General features: G+C 63.5%; 16 protein-coding genes. 7 read left to right on the forward strand and 9 right to left on the reverse strand.

Going from position 1 to position 15,887, the window contains the following annotated elements:
* Position 1: 1 nt before the first annotated feature.
* Positions 2-490, reverse strand: coding sequence for a glutathione peroxidase (locus AC56LH_RS00785; protein WP_499643189.1), 489 nt, complete (start codon positions 488-490; stop codon positions 2-4).
* Positions 491-682: 192 nt separating this feature from the next.
* Between AC56LH_RS00785 and AC56LH_RS00790 the strand changes: the two genes are divergently transcribed.
* Together AC56LH_RS00790 and AC56LH_RS00795 are read left to right on the forward strand one after the other, a co-directional pair.
* Positions 683-2,956 (forward strand): TonB-dependent receptor domain-containing protein, encoded by a 2,274-nt coding sequence (locus AC56LH_RS00790; protein WP_499643191.1) that lies wholly within the window; start codon positions 683-685, stop codon positions 2,954-2,956.
* 106 nt (positions 2,957-3,062) lie between these two features.
* Positions 3,063-5,234 carry a TonB-dependent receptor plug domain-containing protein gene (locus tag AC56LH_RS00795; RefSeq protein WP_499643193.1) on the forward strand — a complete coding sequence of 724 codons (2,172 nt, stop codon included), beginning with the start codon at positions 3,063-3,065 and terminating at the stop codon, positions 5,232-5,234.
* A gap of 40 nt (positions 5,235-5,274) precedes the next feature.
* On the opposite strand, the gene AC56LH_RS00800 is transcribed toward AC56LH_RS00795, so the two are convergent.
* On the reverse strand, positions 5,275-6,411 hold the full coding sequence (locus tag AC56LH_RS00800; RefSeq protein WP_183556964.1) for a PilT/PilU family type 4a pilus ATPase: 1,137 nt from the start codon (positions 6,409-6,411) through the stop codon (positions 5,275-5,277).
* 9 nt (positions 6,412-6,420) lie between these two features.
* A complete protein-coding gene (locus tag AC56LH_RS00805; RefSeq protein ID WP_183556967.1) occupies positions 6,421-7,464 on the reverse strand; it encodes a type IV pilus twitching motility protein PilT in 1,044 nt (347 codons plus the stop codon).
* A gap of 54 nt (positions 7,465-7,518) precedes the next feature.
* Between AC56LH_RS00805 and AC56LH_RS00810 the strand changes: the two genes are divergently transcribed.
* On the forward strand, positions 7,519-8,220 hold the full coding sequence (locus tag AC56LH_RS00810) for a YggS family pyridoxal phosphate-dependent enzyme (RefSeq protein WP_499643195.1): 702 nt from the start codon (positions 7,519-7,521) through the stop codon (positions 8,218-8,220).
* A 10-nt stretch (positions 8,221-8,230) separates the two neighbouring features.
* Complete coding sequence (proC, locus tag AC56LH_RS00815) at positions 8,231-9,043, forward strand: pyrroline-5-carboxylate reductase (RefSeq protein ID WP_499643197.1); 813 nt, start codon at positions 8,231-8,233, stop codon at positions 9,041-9,043.
* A gap of 63 nt (positions 9,044-9,106) precedes the next feature.
* On the opposite strand, the gene AC56LH_RS00820 is transcribed toward proC, so the two are convergent.
* The 4 genes from AC56LH_RS00820 to ubiA form a co-directional block, all read right to left on the reverse strand.
* Positions 9,107-9,409: a hypothetical protein gene (locus AC56LH_RS00820; protein ID WP_183556973.1), complete on the reverse strand. Its 303-nt coding sequence runs from the start codon at positions 9,407-9,409 to the stop codon at positions 9,107-9,109.
* Complete coding sequence (locus AC56LH_RS00825; protein WP_482897411.1) at positions 9,393-9,776, reverse strand: phage holin family protein; 384 nt, start codon at positions 9,774-9,776, stop codon at positions 9,393-9,395. The genes AC56LH_RS00820 and AC56LH_RS00825 overlap by 17 nt, the downstream gene beginning before the upstream one ends.
* A gap of 1 nt (position 9,777) precedes the next feature.
* Complete coding sequence (locus tag AC56LH_RS00830) at positions 9,778-10,098, reverse strand: ElaB/YgaM/YqjD family protein (protein ID WP_332532988.1); 321 nt, start codon at positions 10,096-10,098, stop codon at positions 9,778-9,780.
* 66 nt (positions 10,099-10,164) lie between these two features.
* Positions 10,165-11,019 (reverse strand): 4-hydroxybenzoate octaprenyltransferase, encoded by an 855-nt coding sequence (gene ubiA, locus AC56LH_RS00835; RefSeq protein ID WP_499643200.1) that lies wholly within the window; start codon positions 11,017-11,019, stop codon positions 10,165-10,167.
* A 304-nt stretch (positions 11,020-11,323) separates the two neighbouring features.
* Here ubiA and AC56LH_RS00840 point away from each other — a divergent pair, with 304 nt between their 5' ends.
* Together AC56LH_RS00840 and AC56LH_RS00845 are read left to right on the forward strand one after the other, a co-directional pair.
* Positions 11,324-12,826: a PhoX family protein gene (locus AC56LH_RS00840; RefSeq protein WP_499643202.1), complete on the forward strand. Its 1,503-nt coding sequence runs from the start codon at positions 11,324-11,326 to the stop codon at positions 12,824-12,826.
* Positions 12,827-12,857: 31 nt separating this feature from the next.
* Positions 12,858-13,430 (forward strand): PEP-CTERM sorting domain-containing protein, encoded by a 573-nt coding sequence (locus AC56LH_RS00845; protein WP_499643204.1) that lies wholly within the window; start codon positions 12,858-12,860, stop codon positions 13,428-13,430.
* A gap of 54 nt (positions 13,431-13,484) precedes the next feature.
* On the opposite strand, the gene AC56LH_RS00850 is transcribed toward AC56LH_RS00845, so the two are convergent.
* Both AC56LH_RS00850 and AC56LH_RS00855 read right to left on the reverse strand, forming a co-directional pair.
* On the reverse strand, positions 13,485-14,327 hold the full coding sequence (locus tag AC56LH_RS00850; protein WP_499643206.1) for a rhomboid family intramembrane serine protease: 843 nt from the start codon (positions 14,325-14,327) through the stop codon (positions 13,485-13,487).
* A gap of 86 nt (positions 14,328-14,413) precedes the next feature.
* Positions 14,414-15,157, reverse strand: a complete 744-nt coding sequence (locus tag AC56LH_RS00855; RefSeq protein ID WP_499643208.1) for an SDR family NAD(P)-dependent oxidoreductase — start codon at positions 15,155-15,157, stop codon at positions 14,414-14,416.
* Between the two features lie 86 nt (positions 15,158-15,243).
* On the opposite strand from AC56LH_RS00855, the gene AC56LH_RS00860 reads away from it, so the two are divergent.
* Positions 15,244-15,807, forward strand: coding sequence for a TetR/AcrR family transcriptional regulator (locus AC56LH_RS00860; protein WP_499643210.1), 564 nt, complete (start codon positions 15,244-15,246; stop codon positions 15,805-15,807).
* Positions 15,808-15,887: the final 80 nt, after the last annotated feature.

Genomic DNA, 15,887 nt, shown 5'->3' on the forward strand with positions numbered 1-15,887 from the left:
ATCAGACCCCGTTCGCCAGCACCTTCTCGATATCGCCGCTCAGATCTTCCGGCTTGGTGGTCGGTGCGTAACGCGTGACGACCGCGCCTTCGCGGTTGACGAGAAATTTGGTGAAGTTCCATTTGACCGCTTCGGTGCCCAGCACGCCGGGCGCTTCGCCCTTCAGGAAGCGAAACAGCGGATGCGCGTCGTCGCCGTTGACGTCGACCTTGGCGAACATCGGGAACGTCACGCCGTAGTTCTTTTCGCAGAAGGCACCGATCGCTGCTTCGTCGCCTGGTTCCTGGTGCCCGAACTGGTTGCACGGAAAGCCCAGCACCACGAGGCCTTCGTCCGCATAACGGCGCTGCAGCGCTTCCAGGCCCTGGTATTGCGGCGTGAAGCCACAGGCGCTGGCTGTATTGACGATCAGGAGCGCCTTGCCGCGGTAGCGCTGCAAGTCGACCGGCTGGCCGCCGAGGGCGGTGGCGTTGAAATCGTAGGCATTCATTGGGGTCTCCTTGTTGTAAACAGTGCAGTTTACGCTACTGCTGGCAGGCGCGTACCAGAGCGTTGGCCCCGGCGGTGTCGGTTCGCCGATCAATGCAGTGACATTTCGTCCGTCTTAGCATTTCTTAACAAATTCCGGGCATGACGCGTGCGACAATCACGCTCGTCCAAACGTCTCGTCACCCAGGTATTCATGTCACGTCATCGTTCTTCCGCCCTGTTGTTCGCGCTGCTTGCGCCTGTCTGTGCATTTGCCCAGGAAACCGCCGTCCGGCCGGCCGATCCCGTTACCGGCGCCGTGACCCCAACCGCGCCGGCGCTGCAGGCGGCTGACGTTCCCGTCGCCTCTACCGTCGCCGTGACGGCCGCGCGTTCGTCGAACCGGATCGACCGCCAGGCGTATGACGTCAAGAGCGACGCCGCGTCGACCAACGACACGGTGGCCGACACGCTCAACAAGGTGCCGTCGGTGGCGGTGGACGCGGACGGCAACGTGACGCTGCGCGGGCGCAGCAATGTGCAGATTCTCGTCGATGGCAAGCCGTCGGCGATGATGCAGGGCGAGAACCGCGCCGCGGCGCTGGGCGCGATTCCGGCGGCCGATCTCGATTCGGTCGAAGTGATCAACAACCCCGGCGCGCAGTTCGGCAACGAAGGCGGGGGCGGCCCGATCATCAACCTGGTGATGCGGCGCGAGCGCACGCCGGGCGGCTTCGGCGCCGTCAATGCGAACGTCGGCCCGGAAGGGCGCGCCAATGCGTCGAGCTTCGGCAGCTACACGACGGGGCGCATGAGCGTGCAGGGCGGCGTGTATGTCCGACGCGACACGCGTGGCTCCGACGGCGAAACGAACCGCGACCGGATCGATCCGCGCACCGGCGCCGTGGCCAGCAGCACGCAGCGCTCGACCAGCGAGACCGACACCGAGGCCGTGGGCATGAACAGCTCGCTGACCTACAACCTGGGCGACAAGGACGTGCTGTCGGCCAAGGCCAGCTTCTCGGCCAACGGCAGCGACGGGCAATCGCAGGAACGCTATCGCGGCCTGAACGCCGACGGCAGCGTCGACGGCGACTATCTGCGTTCGAGCGTGCGTGACAACGACAACCGCAGCTACAGCCTGAGTGGCGGCCTGGATCACAAGGGCGCGCGGCCCGGTGAAATCCTTAAGGTCGACCTGCGCCTGTCGGGCAACAAGGGCGAGGCCGACACCCGCTTTGCCAGCGATTACACGGTGCGCCCCGCCAATTCGACCGCGCCACGCACGCATCAGAACAACCTGACCGAGACGCGCGTGATCGACTTCACGGGCGACTATGAACTGCCGGGCGAGAAGGGCGTGTTCAAGGCGGGCTACAAGGTCGCGCAGAACAGCAATGTGTTCGACACGCGCTTTTTCAATGTCGATGAGGCGACGCTGGCCGAGAGCCTCAGCAACCAGCGCACCAACCGCTTCGAGCTCGATGAAACGACGGTGGCGTTGTACGGTACCTACCAGCTGCGCCTGGCCGAGAAGTGGGGCTTGCTGGGCGGGCTGCGCACCGAATACACCGACCTCGATCTGAATCAGGTCACCACGAACGTCAAGGCCAACAACCATTACTTTGACGCGATCCCGAGCGCCTTCCTGACCTACGACCTGTCGGACGACACGGCGCTGCGCCTGAGTTACGCGCACCGCATCCGCCGGCCGGGCGCGGGCGACCTCAATCCCTTCGTCGTCTACCGCGACGAAACCAACGTCTCGTCGGGCAATCCAGACCTGATGCCCACCAAGACTGACTCGATCGAATTGGGGCTGGAAACCAAACTGGGCAAGGTCGAGACCAATGTACGCCTGTACGCACGGCGCGACTCGGACCTGATCCAGGAACGGCGCACCTTCATCTCCGACACGGTGCTGCTGACCACGCGCGAGAACGCCGGCAGCAGCAACTCGGGCGGCCTCGAATTCACGTTCAGCGGCCGCGTCACGCCCAGCCTGACGCTCAACGCCAGCGGCAACCTGGGCTACTCCGAACAGTCGGTGCTGGGCAACAGCCAGGACGACAAGCGCAGCGCCACGTCGCTCAGCGGCCGCGCGCGCGTGAGCTACCAGATCAATCCGACCAACAGCCTGCAACTGGTACTCAATGCGCAGGGCAAGACGCTGTTCGGTGAAGGCTACCGCCAGCCGACGCGCAGCGCTGACCTGAGCTACCGCCGCAACCTGAGCCAGGCCCTGAGCCTGGTCGTGAACGTCAACGACGTCTTTGACTCGCAAAAGACCGAATCGATCACCGAGACCGACCGCCTGCGCGAATACAGCATCCGCCGCCAGGAAGGGCGCCTCGTGTATGTCGGGTTGTCGTACCGCTTCGGCAGCTTTGGCGGCGCGGGCGGGCGCCGACCGGATGGTCCGCGGGGCGGGCCCAGCGGTGGACCAGGGTTCGGGCCACCGGGCGGCGGCATGGGGCCAGGCCTCTGACCGATCGGCCCGTATGCGGGTCGGGTAATTTGACGACGTGCTGTTCGGAGCAGCAGGGGCATGACAGAATACGGCACCTTTGAATCTGCCATGACTGTCCCTCCAGATGCTTCGCCCCACGCTCGTCGCGCTTTCCCTGTCTGCCTTGCCTGCTTACGCCCAGAACACCGCGGCACCGGCACTCTCCACGGACACCGTCCAGAAGGTCGAAGTCAAGGCCGACGCCAACGGCTATGATCCGCGCCGCGACGATACCGCCAGCAAGATCGTCGTGTCGAACGAGGAAATCCGGCGCTACGGCGACACCTCGGTGCTCGATGTGTTCAAGCGCCTCCCGGGGATCACCGTCAGCGGCGGCGCCGGACGTGGCGGTGGTGAGATCCGCATGCGTGGCCTGGGCAGCGGCTACACGCAGATCCTGCTCAATGGCGAGCGCGCGCCGGCCGGCTTCGACATCGACCAGCTCTCGCCCGAGTCGATCGAGCGCATCGAAATCCTGCGCGCAGCCAGCGCCGAATTCTCGACCCAGTCGATTGCCGGCACCATCAATATCGTCCTCAAGCGCGCGGTAAAAAAGGCGCAGCGCGAGCTGCGCGTGGGCTACGGCAAAAGCGGGGAGGTGAACAATCCTGCGGCCAGCCTCACCATGTCGGACCGCGTCGGCAAAATGTCGTATTCGCTTGCCGCAAGCGCCTGGCGCTACGAGTTCGATCGCCCGTCGCCATTCGAAGAATCGCAGATCGATGCGGCCGGACGCCCCATCTTCGCGCGGCGCACCTTGCAGACCGATCGTGGCAAACCGCAAGGCATCAACCTCACGCCGCGACTGAACTGGAGCCTGGAGAACGGCGATACAGTCAGCTGGCAGTCGCTCGTGACGCACCAGCGCACCGATTACCAGGGTAGCGCCATGGTCGACACTGTCCTTGGGCTGCCCCCGCGTTACGACGTGCGTGGCATGACCAGCGATGGAAACAGCACCGTGGTGCGCTCGGACCTGAACTGGATGCATAACCTGGACGAGGGCGCGAAGCTGGATCTGAAGCTGGGCGTGAACGGCATGCGCAGCGATGGCAACTATCATGAAGAAGACGCCCGCACGATGGACGGCGCCGCCCGGCTCGCGCGTGACTCGGTCGTACTCAGCGACACCGACGAAGCTGGCATCACGGCGGTAGGAAAATATTCGCGGCCGTGGAAAAAAGACCATGCGCTGTCGATGGGCTGGGATGCCGGCTACGCGGTGCGCGACGATGCGCGCGGCGAGGTGGAACTGTTCCCGCTCGCGGGCACGACGCTGCGCCGCAATGAAGAATACGAGGCGACCATCAAGCGCCTGGCGCTGTTCGTGCAGGACGAGTGGAACGTGACCAAGCAATGGTCGATGTACGCCGGCCTGCGCTGGGAAGGGCTGGAGACGCGCAGCAGCGGCAATACGTTCGAGACCAGCACCAACCGTACCAGCGTCTGGAGTCCACTCGCCCAGACCCTGTACAAGCTCCCCGACAGCCGCGATCAGGTACGCGTGGCGCTGACCCGTACCTTCAAGGCACCCCTCACGGGCAGCCTGATCCCGCGGCGTTTCACGACCCCGAACAACAGCCAGACCGACCCTGACTACCGCGGCAATCCTGACCTGAAGCCCGAACTGGCGACCGGCATCGACGCATCGTACGAACATTACTGGGCTGAGAAGGCGCTGCTCAGTGCCAGCGTATCGGTGCGGCGCATCAGTGACTACACGCGCCAGGGCCTGCTTTTTGAAGACGGTCGCTGGATCCAGACGCCTGTGAATGATGGCGATGCGCTCACGCGCAGCCTGGAGTTAGAAGCGAAGTTTCCGCTCTCGGCCGTACTGCAGGACGTGCCGGACATCGACCTGCGCGCGAGCCTGGCGCGCAATTGGTCGCGCGTCGATGCGGTGCCGGGACCGGACAACCGGCTCGATCAGCAGGTGCCGGTGTCGGGTACGCTGGGTGTGGACTACAAGACGCCGGGTGGCAAGCTCACGACGGGCGCGAGCTTCGCTTTCAAGAACGGCGGCAACGTGCGCGTGAACGTGGAGCAGTCACGCTACCAGAGCGTGCGGCGCGAGCTGGATGTGTATGCGCTGTGGAAGCTCAATCCGACCTACCAGCTGAGGCTGGCGGCAACCAATCTGCTGGCGCAGGATACGGTGTCCGAGTCGCGCTACGTGGATGACAACGGCGTGCAGCGCAGGACGACGTTTTCGGATGGGCAGGCGATGGCGCGGGTGACGCTGGAGTCGCGGTTTTGAAGGACGGCGGTGGGCCGATGCGGCCCGTCACACCAACTCATCACACTAACCCCAGCGCCTCCGTCCCGCTCGAAAAATCGCGGTTCTTCGCATGCTTGCTATTGAGCTTGATGTTCAAGCGCAGGTCATTGACCGAGTCCGCATTGCGCAGCGCGTCCTCGTAGGTGATCTTGTCGGCCTCGTACAGGTCGAACAGCGCCTGGTCGAACGTCTGCATCCCCAGTTCGCGCGACTTCTTCATGATTTCCTTGATCTCATGGACTTCGCCCTTGAAGATCAGATCCGAAATCAGCGGTGAGTTCAGCAGGATCTCGATCGCCACCACGCGCCCCTTCGATTCCTTCTTCGGGATCAGCCGCTGTGACACCAGGCCTTTCAGGTTCAGCGAGAGGTCCATCAGCAGTTGCTGGCGGCGCTCTTCGGGGAAGAAGTTGATGATGCGATCCAGCGCCTGGTTGGCGCTGTTGGCGTGCAGCGTGGCCAGGCACAGGTGGCCCGTTTCGGCAAACGCGATGGCGTGTTCCATCGTCTCGCGGTCGCGGATCTCGCCGATCTGGATCACGTCCGGCGCCTGGCGCAGCGAGTTTTTCAGCGCTGCTTCGAAGCTGTCGGTGTCCACGCCCACTTCGCGCTGCGTGATCACGCAGTTCCGGTGCGGGTGGACGAATTCGACCGGGTCTTCGACCGTGATGATGTGGCCGTAGCTGTTCTCGTTGCGGTAGCCGACCATCGCCGCCAGCGTCGTCGACTTGCCCGAGCCCGTTGCGCCGACCATGATCACCAGCCCGCGCTTGGTCATCACGACGTCCTTGAGCGTGTCGGGCAGGCTCAGTTCCTCGAACTTCGGGATCGCCGTGGTGATCACGCGCAGCACCATGCCCACGCAGCCCATCTGCATGAAGGCCGAGACACGAAAGCGTCCCAAATCGCCCGGGGTGATCGCGAAATTGGCTTCGCGCGTGAGCTCGAAGCCGGCCCCCTGCTTGTCGTTCATGATGGCGCGCGCCAGGTCGCCCGTGTGGCCGCTGGTGAGCGGCTGGCTCGAGACGGGCGTCATGCGCCCGTCGATCTTGATCGCCGGCGGAAAGCCCGCCGTGATGAACAGGTCCGAGCCGCCCTTGGTCACCATCAGGCGCAGCAGGTCGAACATGAATTTGGTAGCCTGGTCGCGTTCCATCAATGGCCCTTAGCCGAGGAAGTTTTCGGGGATCTTGGCGGCGCTGCGCGCCGCCACCGACGAGATCATGTTGCGGCGTACGAGGTCAGTCAGGTTCTGGTCGAGCGTCTGCATGCCGACATTGCTGCCGGTCTGGATTGCCGAGTACATCTGGGCGATCTTCGCTTCGCGGATCAGGTTACGGATGGCCGGCGTGCCGATCATGATTTCGTGCGCCGCCACGCGGCCGGAGCCGTCCTTGGTCTTGAGCAGCGTTTGCGAGATCACGGCCTGCAGCGATTCGGACAGCATCGCGCGCACCATCTCTTTTTCTTCGGCGGGGAACACATCGACGATACGGTCGATGGTCTTGGCGGCCGATGACGTGTGCAGCGTGCCGAACACGAGGTGACCCGTTTCGGCGGCCGACAGGGCCAGGCGGATCGTTTCCAGATCGCGCAACTCGCCGACCAGGATTGCGTCAGGGTCTTCGCGCAGCGCCGAGCGCAGCGCGTTGCTGAACGAGAGCGTGTGCGGGCCGACTTCGCGCTGGTTGATCAGGCATTTCTTGGAGTCGTGGACGAATTCGATCGGGTCTTCGATCGTCAGGATGTGGCCATATTCCTGTTCGTTGAGGTGATTCACCATCGCCGCCAGCGTGGTCGACTTGCCCGAACCGGTGGGGCCCGTGACCAGCACCAGACCGCGCGGTTTCAACGCCAGTTCGCCGAAGATCTTCGGCGCGTTCAGGTCTTCGAGCGACAGGATCTTGGACGGAATCGTACGCAGCACGGCGGCCGCGCCCCGTTCCTGGTTGAACGCATTGACGCGAAAGCGCGCCAGACCCGGAATCGCGAACGAGAAGTCGCACTCGAGCACTTCTTCGTACTGCTTGCGCTGGCCGTCGTTCATGATGTCATAGATCATGCCGTGCACGTCCTTGTGCTCCAGCGGCGGCAGGTTAATCCGGCGCACGTCGCCATGGACGCGGATCATCGGCGGCAGGCCGGCCGACAGGTGCAGGTCCGAGGCCTTGTTCTTGACCGAGAAAGCGAGTAATTCCGATATGTCCATTTATAATCCCAGTGCCGCAAACGGCCTCAAAAATATTTCCTATAGAAAATCATTATGTCCATAATCGCCGGGAACTTGCAAGCTGTCGAAGCGACAATCACCGATGCTGTAAAGGCATCGGAACGCGCCAGAAACGACGTCCAGTTGCTGGCGGTATCGAAGACCTTCCCTGCGCAGACGGTGCTGGATGCAATGGCCGCCGGCCAGCTGGCGTTCGGTGAAAACTATTTGCAGGAAGCGCTCGACAAGATCGCAAGCGTCGCGCAGGCGCAACCAGATGCAGCCGTCGAGTGGCATTTCATCGGCCCGATCCAGAGCAACAAGACGCGGCCCATCGCCGCCAGCTTCGCCTGGGTCCATACGGTCGAGCGGCTCAAGATCGCGCAGCGCCTGTCGGAGCAGCGCCCGCCCGAACTGGGCCCGCTGAATATCTGCCTGCAAGTGAATATCAGCGGTGAGGCCAGCAAGAGCGGCGCATCGCCCGAAGAATTACCGGCGCTCGCGCGCGAGGTCGCGCAACTGCCCAACCTGCGCCTGCGCGGCCTGATGGCGATCCCCGAGCCCACCACCGATGTCGCAGAACAGCGCGCCGCCTTTGCCCGCGTGCGCGCCCTGTTCGACGCGCTGCGCGCTGAAGGCCTGGAAATGGATACGCTGTCGATGGGGATGTCGGGCGACCTGGCGCCCGCGATTGCCGAAGGCGCGACGATCGTGCGTGTCGGCAGCGCCATCTTTGGCAAACGCGATTACACCTGACAGGATCACCATGAACATCGTCTTTATCGGCGGCGGCAATATGGCCGCAGCCCTGATTTCCGGGCTCGTGAAGGTCGCGGGTTCCGGCGCCCAGATCCATGTGGTGGACCGCAATCCCGAAGCACTGGAGCGCCTGGCGCGCGAGTATGGCGTGCGCACCGCGACGGACATCGACGAGCGTGTGCAGCATGCTGAAGTCGTGGTGCTGGCCGTGAAGCCGCAGCAGATGCGCGACGTGGCCACAGCACTGGCGCCGCACCTGACGCGCCAGCTGGTGCTGTCGATCGCGGCGGGCATCCGCAGCAGCGACCTGGCGCGCTGGCTCGGTGGCTACGACGCCATCGTGCGCACGATGCCGAATACACCGGCGCTGATCGGCATGGGCGTGACGGGCATGGCCGCGCAGGCGGGCGTGAACGCCGCGCAGCGCGAGCAGGCCGACGCTGTCATGCGCGCGGTCGGCAAGACCGTGTGGCTGGACGACGAAGCGCAGATCGATGCGGTAACGGCGGTGTCGGGCAGCGGACCGGCCTACGTGTTTTACTTCCTCGAAGCGATGCAGGAAGCCGCCCGCGCCATGGGCCTGAACGCGGAGCAGGGCAGGGAACTGGCGCTGGCCACGTTCACGGGCGCGGCGCAACTGGCGGCGCAGTCCGATGAAGCAGTCGATGTATTGCGCGCGCGCGTGACGTCAAAGGGCGGCACGACGCACGCGGCAATCGAGAGCATGGAAGCGGCTGGCGTGAAAGGCGCGATCGTCGCAGCGATGCAGGCCGCAGCGGCGCGTGGCAAGGCGCTCGGGGACGAGCTGGGTCAGGACTGAGCGCATGAAAAAAGGGGCGCCGCGAATGCGGACGCCCCTTCGTGTCATGCAGGAGTGCGGGATTCAATGCACCTCGAACTTCCGCCACCCCAGCACCGGCAGCACCTTCTGCGCCAGCTTGTAGGCCGACAAGGCTGCCGTGATCGCGCCGACCACCCAGGTCGGCTTGGTCAGCAGGATACCCACCCCGACGCCGGCGGCGGTCAGGATGGCTTTCTTGTGCTGCACCACATACCCCGTGGTGCCGCCCATCGCCGACGGCGTGCGCAGCAGCGTCACGTCGGCCGACATCTGGGCGCGCTGTTCGGCGCATTGCGCAGCCAGCAGGCGGCGGCGCACCGCCAGTGGTTCAGATTTTGACGTCATCGATCGGCTCTCCTTTGACAGCTTGCGCATCCTTGCGCAGTTCGGCCAGCGTGGCCGCCATGATCGGCCCACGGGTCGTCAGGTCTCCACGGACCTTGAAGAACGCCAGCACACTTCCCAGCGCGAACAGCAGCGTCATGCCGCCAACGGCGAGCAGGCGGTGCGTATCCCAGAACAGGACCAGCACGAACAGAATCAGCAGCAGCACCGCGACCACGCCGAAGAAGGCAGCAGCGATGCCCCAGGCTACATAGCCGAACACGCGTTGCGTTTCTTCCTGCAGTTCGAGCGCGGCCAGTTCCAGCCGCGTGCGCAGCATGGCAAGCAGCGTGGCTCCGATGCGCGAAATGGTCGCGGGGATCGTCATCTTATTTACGGACGATCAGCATGCCGATGACGACACCGATGGCAGCGCCCAGGCCAACCGACTTCCATGGGTTGTCCTTGACGTATTCGTCGGTGGCCTTGGCGGCGACCTTGGTGCGCTCGACCACGGTTTCTTCGGCGTTGATCAGGCCGACCTTGGCCGAGGCCAGCGTCTGCTCGAACTTGGCCTTGGCCGACTTGAGTTCTTCGCCGGTCAGCTGGCTGCCGTTGCGCAGCCACGATTCCGCGTCGCCGATGACGCTTTTCAGGTCGTTGACCAGCTGGTCGCGGGTATTGGTCTGGGTCGGGATTTTTTCGATCATATGAGGCCTCTTGATGTGGTGGTCGATCACACTGCCGCAGCAGCGATGAATGCATTTCGGACAATATTAACCTAATGCATAATCTAGTGCGACACCAATGAACAATGCAGCCCCCAGCCAGTTGTTATGGCGGAAGGCCTTGAAGCAGTTCATCCGGTCGCGGTGGCGGATCAGTGTGTAGTGATATAGCGCGAGCGCGCCCGCCACGGCCACCCCGGCCACGAACCACCAGCGCAGCCCAATCGACCAGCCGCACAGCAAAAAGATCGCCAGCGACGCGCCGTAGCACAGCATGATCGCGGCCACGTCGAAGCGCCCGAACGTGATGGCCGACGTGCGCATGCCCAGCTTGATGTCGTCGTCGCGGTCGACCATCGCATACGCGGTGTCGTAGGCCACGGCCCAGAACACGTTCGCCACCAGCAGCCACCAGGCCACGCCAGGTACCGCACCCTGCACGGCGGCAAATGCCATCGGGATGCCGAAGCCGAACGCGATGCCCAGGTAAGCCTGCGGAATGGCGAAGAAGCGCTTGAAGTACGGGTAGGTGCCGGCCACCACCACGGCCACCACCGACAACTGCTTGGTCAGCGCATTGAGCGGCAGGATCAACAGGAACGACGCGATCGCTAACACGGCCGCGACCATCACCGCTTCCCGGCCCCGGATCTTGCCGCTCGTGAGGGGCCGGTCGACCGTGCGCTTGACGTGGCGGTCGAAGTCGCGGTCGGCGTAGTCATTGATGGCGCAGCCGGCGGAGCGCATCAGCGCCGTGCCGATCACGAAGATCGCCAGCACATCGAGCGCGGGCACGCCGCCGGAGGCCATCCACAGCGCCCACAGGGTAGGCCACAACAGCAACAGGATGCCGATCGGCTTGTCGGCCCGGATCAGGCGAAAGTAGAGCGCCAGCTTGTTCATGTGTTCGCTTTTTTGTCGCAAAAAATATTGATCGGAAGACAGCAATTCTAGCCGGTTTGGGGACGCTGCGCGGCGCACCCGTGCCCCAGCAGGCCGCATGCAGTGTGCATGACAGGCATGTGTCACGACCAACGGTGTAAGGCAAAAAATTGTCTTTTTGTTGTCATTAACTTGACATGATCGTTTGCTTTAATGCATCGGTCCAAGCCGGGGTGGTAAGGACAGGCGGGCCGCCGCTCAGGCGCTGCCAACATTCGAGATGCCGGTCCACCGGCTCGCACGTCCAATCAATGGAGAAGCACACATGAACAACCACGACACGTCGCCGTCGCGCCGCAATCTGCTCAAGGGCATCGCCGGCGCCAGCGCGCTGCCATTCGTCGGCGCTTTCGCCGCGCTGCACGCGCGTGAAGCAGCCGCCGCCAATGGCGTCACTGCCCTCATCGACAGCCCGTACGGCCCGATCGCGCCAGCCAATGACCTGAGCACCGGCCTGCCGCTGCTGCAACTGCCGCCCGGCTTCACGTACAAGAGCTATGGCTGGCGCGGCGACATGATGGCCGATGGCCGGCCATGCCCGGCGGGCCACGACGGCATGGGCGTGATCGCCACCCGCAAGGTCGGCCGCAGCACCGAGCAAGTGTTGGTGCGCAATCATGAAATCACCAGCAGTGCAGCTGGCAACTTCATCAACGCCTACAGCTTTTACGACGGTGGCACGATCAACACCACCACGACCAACCGCTCGTGCGGCGGCACCACCAACCTGGTGTTCCGCGACGGCGACTGGGTCAGCATGACGCCAAGCCTGGGTGGCACCCAGCAGAACTGCGCCGGCGGCGTCACGCCATGGGGCACGTGGCTGACCTGCGAAGAAGTCGGTTCCGACGCGATCACCGCCGGCGGCAAGAAGCATGGCTATGTGTTCGAAGTGACGGTCGATCCGCGCCAGACGACCGGCCAGCCGATCGTGAACATGGGCCGCTTTTCGCACGAAGCCGCCGCGGTCGACCCGACCAACTCCAATGTCTACCTGACCGAGGATTCGTCGGGCAAGTCGGGCTTCTACCGCTACGTGCCGGACATCAAAACCGGCGCGGCCGGTTCGCTGGCGCGCGGCGGCGTGCTCGAGATGGCCAAGGTCAAGGGCGTCAACAACGTCAACCTGGCCACCGCGTCGGTCGACCTGACGTACGAACTGGAATGGGTGTCGATCCCGAACCCGGACGCCAACCGCGGCAACAGCGTGGGCCTGAATGGTCAGGCGATCAGCAATGCCGCCGGTCCGTTCAACCAGGGCTGGGCCAAGGGCGCGCTGCGCATGAACCGCGGCGAAGGCATCTTCTACACCAAGGGCAAGCTGTACGTGATGGACACGTCGGGTGGCCCGGTCAACCGTGGCGCGATCTGGGAACTGGACCTGGCCAGCCAGACGCTCAAGTGCATCTACTCAAGCCCGAGCCCGCTGATCGGCAATATGGGCGACAACCTGGCCGTCAGCCCGCGCGATGGCCTGCTGATCTGCGAAGACTCGTCCAGCCCGATCACCGATACCTTCGGTTTCGGCCAGCGCCTGATGGGCCTGACGGGCACCGGTGACGCCTACATCTTCGCCAAGAACAACGTGAACCTGACGACGGCCGAGCTGACCGCCGCCGGCAAGTCAACGGCGCTGGCCGGCGATGGCCGCGGCAATGAATTTGCCGGCGCCTGCTTCGATCCGACCGGCCGCTACCTGTTCGTCAATATCCAGACGCCGGGCATCACGTTCGCGATCTCGGGTCCGTGGGCCAAGGGTCCGCTGTAATTCTCACTGCATTCATTCAAGGATATTCACCATGACCATCAACAAATTCATTACTGCCGGCCTGGTTGCGCTGGCGTTCTCGACGTCGAGCCACGCGGCGCTGCTGGTGAGCTCGGACAGTGCGGCCGGCAATGCCGTGACCGACTACAGCGCCGCTGGCGCCGTGTCGTTCGACCTGGAACTGGGCAATTTCACCGGCACGACGCTCAACTTCGTGCTGCAGGAAGCCGATATCGGCGGCCCGCTGAGCCTGAGCGCAATGGTGTTCAACCTGAGCGGCATGTCGTTCCCGCAGTTTAACTTTGGCCTGCAGGGCATCCGTTTCGCGGCGCCGGGCACCGTGTCTGCATTCTCGCAAGACCTCAGCGTGAACAGCGCGTTCTACAACGCGGCGATCACGTTTGCCAATGGCGAACCGGCCGAGTTCCAGTTCGGGAACCCGACGCTCGTCGATGGCCGCAGCGACTGGCTGCTGGATACCAGCGGCATGCGTGCCGGCGACACGTTCTCGATCGTGGCCGAAGTGCCGGAACCGTCGACGATTGCGCTGATGCTGCCGTTGCTGCTGGGTGGTTTGATGGTGGCGCGTCGCCGTCAGGGCTGATCGGGATTCGCTTGAAAACAAGCCGGCGCCAGCCGGCTTGTTGTCGAGCGCGCGCTAGCGTTCCGGGTTCACGGCCCGCGCCGCGTCGCGCTGCGCGGCGAGCACCTCCGATGCGCGCAGGATCTGCGCGATCCGGCTGACCTGGTCGGACGGCGGCTGCCTGACCAGCGTCACCAGCACGCCCAGGCTCACGGCGAATACGACCGCCGACTGGACCGCAGGGCCGATCCGCAACACGCGCCCCGGCAGCATCAGCATGGCGCCGATGGCGATCCCGGCCAGCGCGCCACCGACGTGGGCCGCGTTATCGGTGCCGGTCATCAAGAAGCCCATGCCGATATTCAACGCCACCACCTGGAAGATCACTTTCAATTCGATTTTTGCCGCGTTGCCTGCGCACAGCGCATGCACGAGCAGGGCGCCGGACGCGCCGAGCAGCGCGCCGGATGCGCCGATGCTGACCGTGGTCGCGAAGTGTGGCGTGAAGCCCATCGCCGACGGCACCAGGTCGTAGCCCGTATTGCGCACGGCCACGCTCGCATACCACCAGGCGCTGGCCAGCCCGCCGAACAGGCCGGACAACAGATAGAGCAGTGTGAAGCGGGTCCGGCCCCAGACCGCCTCGGACAACGGCCCGATCTGCGACAGCATGAACATGTTCAGGCCCAGGTGCAGCGCGCCGCCGTGCAGGAACATCGATGTCACGAGCCGGGTCCAGTCGCCGGTGAGGGTGTACGGGCCAAGGTTGCCGCCCCAGGCAGTGAGGTCGGCCGGGCTGGGCGACATCCAGTCGACGCCGTTCATGCCCAGATACACCCAGGCGCCAATGTTCAGCAGGATGAGCCAGAAGGTGGGTGTGGTGAAAAGGCTCGGACGCGTGCCCGGTGTTGTCAGCATGGTTGTTACCGAAAATAAATTATCGGTGAAAATAGCATCTTTCAGACAAGCCGTCGATTCGCCGTCGCAGATCGCTTGCTCTTCGCCTAAACCGCCGCGACACCGCCATCGACGAAGAGTTCATGTCCAGCGACAAAGCTGCTGTCGCTGGATGCCAGGAAAAGCACTGCCCGTGCGACTTCGTTCGGTTCCGCCAGCCGCCCAAGCGGAACGCTTTTATTCAGCGCATCTTCAACAGCCGGCTGCGCGTCGAGGTAGCTGCGTATCAGGCGGGTTTCCGTGCCTCCGGGCGAGACCACATTCACGCGGATACCCTGCTGCTTGAGGTCATTCGTCCAGCTTCGGGCAAAGGAGCGCACCGCCGCCTTGCTCGCGTTATACAGAGATTGACCTGGCAAGCCTTTACTGCCAGCGATGGAACCATTGAGGACGACAGTACTTCCAGCCGTCATCAAAGGCAGTGCCTTCTGCACAGTCAACACCACACCTTTCACATTGATGTCGAAGATCGAATCGAAATGGGCATCGTCGATCGCATCGAGTGGTTTGACCTCGTACATACCCGCATTGGCAAACACGACATCGACCCGTTGATGGTCGCGTTGAATCCGTTCGTACAGCCGGGTCATGTCGGCAGCGTTGGTGACGTCGCCTTGCACGCCGACCGCCCCGTGGCCGATCTCGTTCACGGCATCGTCCAGCAATGCTTGTCGGCGCCCTGTGATGTACACGTGCGCACCTTCGATGGCGAACAGTTTCGCCGTTGCGAGACCAATGCCGTCGCTTCCGCCCGTAATTACCACAACCTTGTTTTCAAAACGCTTCGTCATTTTCTGGTACCCTTTTCTAAAAGTGGAGGATCGCCCCACTTATAATACGGAGGGTTCCTCCACTTAACAAGCGAAAGAACGAAATAGTGATTGATGAACCTGTGCTCAGGGCTGATGCGCAAAAAAACCGCGAACTGATTCTCGCTGCCGCCGAGGCGCTATTCCTGGAAAAAGGCGCGAATGTGCCACTGGAAGAAGTGGCCAAGCGCGCAGGCGTCGGGATCGGAACGCTGTATCGTCGCTTTCCCACGCGTGAGGCGCTGCTGGCCGCTACCAGCAACGAGCGTTTCCTGTCGCTGGCCCAGACCAGCCTTGCGCGCGACGCGGACCTCACACCAGGCGACGCGGTACGCGCTTATCTTGAAGAGCTTGCCAGTAACACCAGCATTTATCAGAGCCTTGCTGCGTCGATCGGAACGGTGATCCAATGCGGGACGCCAGGATGCAATGCGATCACGGCAGAAGGACACCGGTTGCTTCAGCGCGGACAAGAAGCGGGCGCCATCCGCAGCGATGTCACTTACGAGGATTTGATTTATGTGGTCACTGCCATTTCGATCGCGATCGACGCGGACCGTTCAACCGCATCGCGTATCGGCCACATGGTGGACTTGTTCCTGAATGGCATCAGCGTTAAGAATCCGGATTAGCCACCGATATCGTTCTCTGGCACCGGCTGCCGCGCACCCCGCCAATCGCCTGCGACACCCTTGAGCTGCCAGCAATAGTG

It is taken from the genome of Telluria sp. LT1R51-2, assembly GCF_059685775.1.